Source organism: Cupriavidus sp. R6-3, assembly GCF_059772245.1.
Window position 1 is genome coordinate 1 of the sequence record NZ_JCBAJO010000392.1, and the last position, 2,616, is coordinate 2,616.

General features: G+C 59.6%; 5 protein-coding genes. All 5 read left to right on the forward strand.

Going from position 1 to position 2,616, the window contains the following annotated elements:
- Nucleotides 1-128 precede the first annotated feature (128 nt).
- Nucleotides 129-350: a hypothetical protein gene (locus AC6EI8_RS25950; protein WP_498383319.1), complete on the forward strand. Its 222-nt coding sequence runs from the start codon at nucleotides 129-131 to the stop codon at nucleotides 348-350.
- A 1-nt stretch (nucleotide 351) separates the two neighbouring features.
- Nucleotides 352-474: a hypothetical protein gene (locus AC6EI8_RS25955; RefSeq protein WP_498383320.1), complete on the forward strand. Its 123-nt coding sequence runs from the start codon at nucleotides 352-354 to the stop codon at nucleotides 472-474.
- Nucleotides 475-536: 62 nt separating this feature from the next.
- The gene (locus AC6EI8_RS25960; RefSeq protein ID WP_498383321.1) at nucleotides 537-1,529 is read left to right on the forward strand and encodes a recombinase RecT; all 993 of its coding nucleotides are present in this window, start codon (nucleotides 537-539) and stop codon (nucleotides 1,527-1,529) included.
- Nucleotides 1,526-2,170 (forward strand): lambda exonuclease family protein, encoded by a 645-nt coding sequence (locus AC6EI8_RS25965; RefSeq protein WP_498383322.1) that lies wholly within the window; start codon nucleotides 1,526-1,528, stop codon nucleotides 2,168-2,170. The genes AC6EI8_RS25960 and AC6EI8_RS25965 overlap by 4 nt, the downstream gene beginning before the upstream one ends.
- Nucleotides 2,171-2,178: 8 nt before the next feature.
- Nucleotides 2,179-2,607 (forward strand): single-stranded DNA-binding protein, encoded by a 429-nt coding sequence (locus AC6EI8_RS25970; protein WP_498383323.1) that lies wholly within the window; start codon nucleotides 2,179-2,181, stop codon nucleotides 2,605-2,607.
- The last annotated feature ends 9 nt before the right edge of the window (nucleotides 2,608-2,616 follow it).

The following is a 2,616-nucleotide window of genomic DNA, read 5'->3' on the forward strand; positions in this document are numbered from 1 at the left end:
GACATCGAGAACTTCAACGCCCTGCGCGCACGGCAAGCGCGCAACCTGCGGCGCTTTCGCACCGGCGCGTGGATCGCCATCGGCGTGCTGCTGGTGGCCAACGTCATCTACATCGTGAGGGGCTGGCTGTGAGCGAACAAGAACTGACACCGTGGTTTCCGGCTGACGTGAAGCCGGTGCGAGACGGCGTGTACCAGCGCGACTACGGCTCCGTGAGCGTGTACTGCGCATACCGTCGAGGGAAGTGGACCGTGTTCGGCTACACCCCGAAAGCTGCCGCATGGGAAGTCGCTGTGAGCAATATCCAAGCGCCGTGGCGCGGGCTGGCAAAACCCGTGAAGGAAAAATGACATGACCAACTGGTTCGAGCAATTCGCGGACGCACACCCGCAAGCCGCCGATGTCATCGTGACCGTGTTCTTGCTCGGCGCGATGGGTCTGGCGGGATGGCTGGATCAACCGCTGGTGGCATGACATGGGCGACGCCATAGACCTTGAGGACGTGGCGGAAACACTAAGAGCATACGAGGAACAACGTGAGCGCTTTATCCATCATCACGAACGACATCTACTCGGCGCGCGAGGACTTTGCCGCTGTGCTGACGGATCGTTCTCTGAACTTCGAGAGGGAAGCGGGCTTTGCTATCCAAAGCCTGACCGCGAACGATTATGCGCTGAGCATCGCGCAGAACAATCGCCAGTCTGTCATCAATGCCGTGACAAACATCGCGGCAATTGGGATCAGTCTCAACCCGGCGAAGAAGCAAGCGTACTTGGTTCCTCGTGACGGCAAGATTTGCCTGGACATCAGCTATATCGGTCTTCTTGACCTGGCTATCGGGTCAGGCTCGATCCGTTGGGGCCAAGCCGAACTCGTGTATGACGGGGACGCGTTCACGCTCAACGGTTTCGACAAGCCGCCTACCCACGAGCGCAATCCGTTCGCCAAGGATCGCGGCGAAGTCGTCGGCGTGTATGTCGTCGTCAAGACCGCCGATGGCGACTATTTGACTACCACCATGACGATTGATGAGGTCAATGCCATTCGGGACCGGTCGAGCGCTTGGAAAGCGTGGATCAACAAGAAGAAGTCTTGCCCGTGGGTAACCGATCCTGGCGAGATGGCGAAAAAGACCGTCATCAAGCGGGCATACAAGCTGTGGCCCAAAACGGAACGTCTTGAGCAGGCGATCCACCACCTGAACACAGATGGTGGCGAGGGGATCGGCTTCGATCAGCCCGCAAATGCGCCGGAGAAGATCGACGTTCTCCCGATGATCGCAGCGGCTGTGGCGACCAAGACTGACGCCGAAGCGCTGGCTTACTGGAAGGCAAACAATGCGAAGCTGGCGAAGCAACCAGCAGACCACGCCCGCCTGAAACAGGCCGTCATCGACCATCGCCGCAAGCTGCAAGAGAAAGCCAGCGAGCAGACCACGATTGAGGCCGAGGCGACTGTGGTTGTTGACCCTCCACCCGTTGACGACGAATTCGTGCGAGCCATGGATGCTGCTGGGAGCCAACAATGATCATTCATCGTGCACCACAGGGTAGCCCCGAATGGCATGCAGCTCGCGCTGGCTGCATCACTGCATCCAATTTCAAGCTGGCCCGGCAGCGTCTGAAGACGGGCCCCAACAAAGGCGACTACACCGAAGCGGCAAAGGACTACGCCTTCCGAGTCGCCATTGAGCGCATCAGCGGTACCGCGCTCGACGAAGGCTTCGAGACGTGGCAAATGAAGCGCGGCCACGAATTGGAGCCAGAGGCGCGCCGGGCGCATGAGGCAATGACGGGCGCCCTTGTCGAGGAAGTGGGCTTCGTCACTACCGAAGACCGCTTGTTCGGCGCCAGTGCGGACGGCTTCATTGATGGCGACGGCGGCGCCGAATACAAGTGCTTCATTGCGCCGGACAAGCTGCGCTCCATCCTGTTGTCGGGCGACACGACTGATGTCAACGACCAGTGCGACGGCGGCATGTGGATTACGGGCCGGAAATATTGGGACTTTTGCCTGTACTGCCCTGCCCTTGAGCCCATCGGCCGCGCGCTGACTGTCCACCGTATCCAGCGAGACGACAACCGCATCGAGGCGCTGGAGAAAGACTTGATGCAATTCGCAGCGCTCGTCGCTGATTTTGAACGTGTACTGCGCCAAAAGGCGGCTTAAGGGAAATCATGGCAAACGACCTGAACCAATGCAATTTCATCGGCCGCCTCGGCGCTGATCCCGAGTCCCGCGCAATGCCGTCCGGGGAATCGGTGTCGAACTTCCGCATTGCGGTTGGCTGGAAGTCGAAGGACAAGGAAGGCACGGAATGGGTGCCGGTAGTCGCGTTCGGCAAGCTGGCAGAAATCTGCAATCAGTATCTCGCCAAGGGCTCGCAGGTGTTTATCTCGGGCCGATTCCGCACGCGCAAATGGCAGGACAAGGACGGCCAAGACCGCTACAGCACCGAGATTGTCGCGGAGACGATGCAGATGCTTGGCAGTCGCGCCGATAGCGAAGGCAAGCAGCAGGCTTCCGGCCAGCAGTACAAGCAAGCTAGGGAAGGCAGCGCGCCATCTCTCGGCTTCGAGGACATGGACGACGATATTCCGCTCTGAGGGAGAACA

Excerpts from the sequence above, each read along its gene's own strand:
- AC6EI8_RS25955 (WP_498383320.1), top strand. The coding sequence starts at position 352 with ATGACCAACTGGTTCGAGCAATTCGCGGACGCACACCCGCAAGCCGCC.
- AC6EI8_RS25965 (WP_498383322.1), top strand. The coding sequence starts at position 1,526 with ATGATCATTCATCGTGCACCACAGGGTAGCCCCGAATGGCATGCAGCT.
- AC6EI8_RS25970 (WP_498383323.1), top strand. The coding sequence starts at position 2,179 with ATGGCAAACGACCTGAACCAATGCAATTTCATCGGCCGCCTCGGCGCT.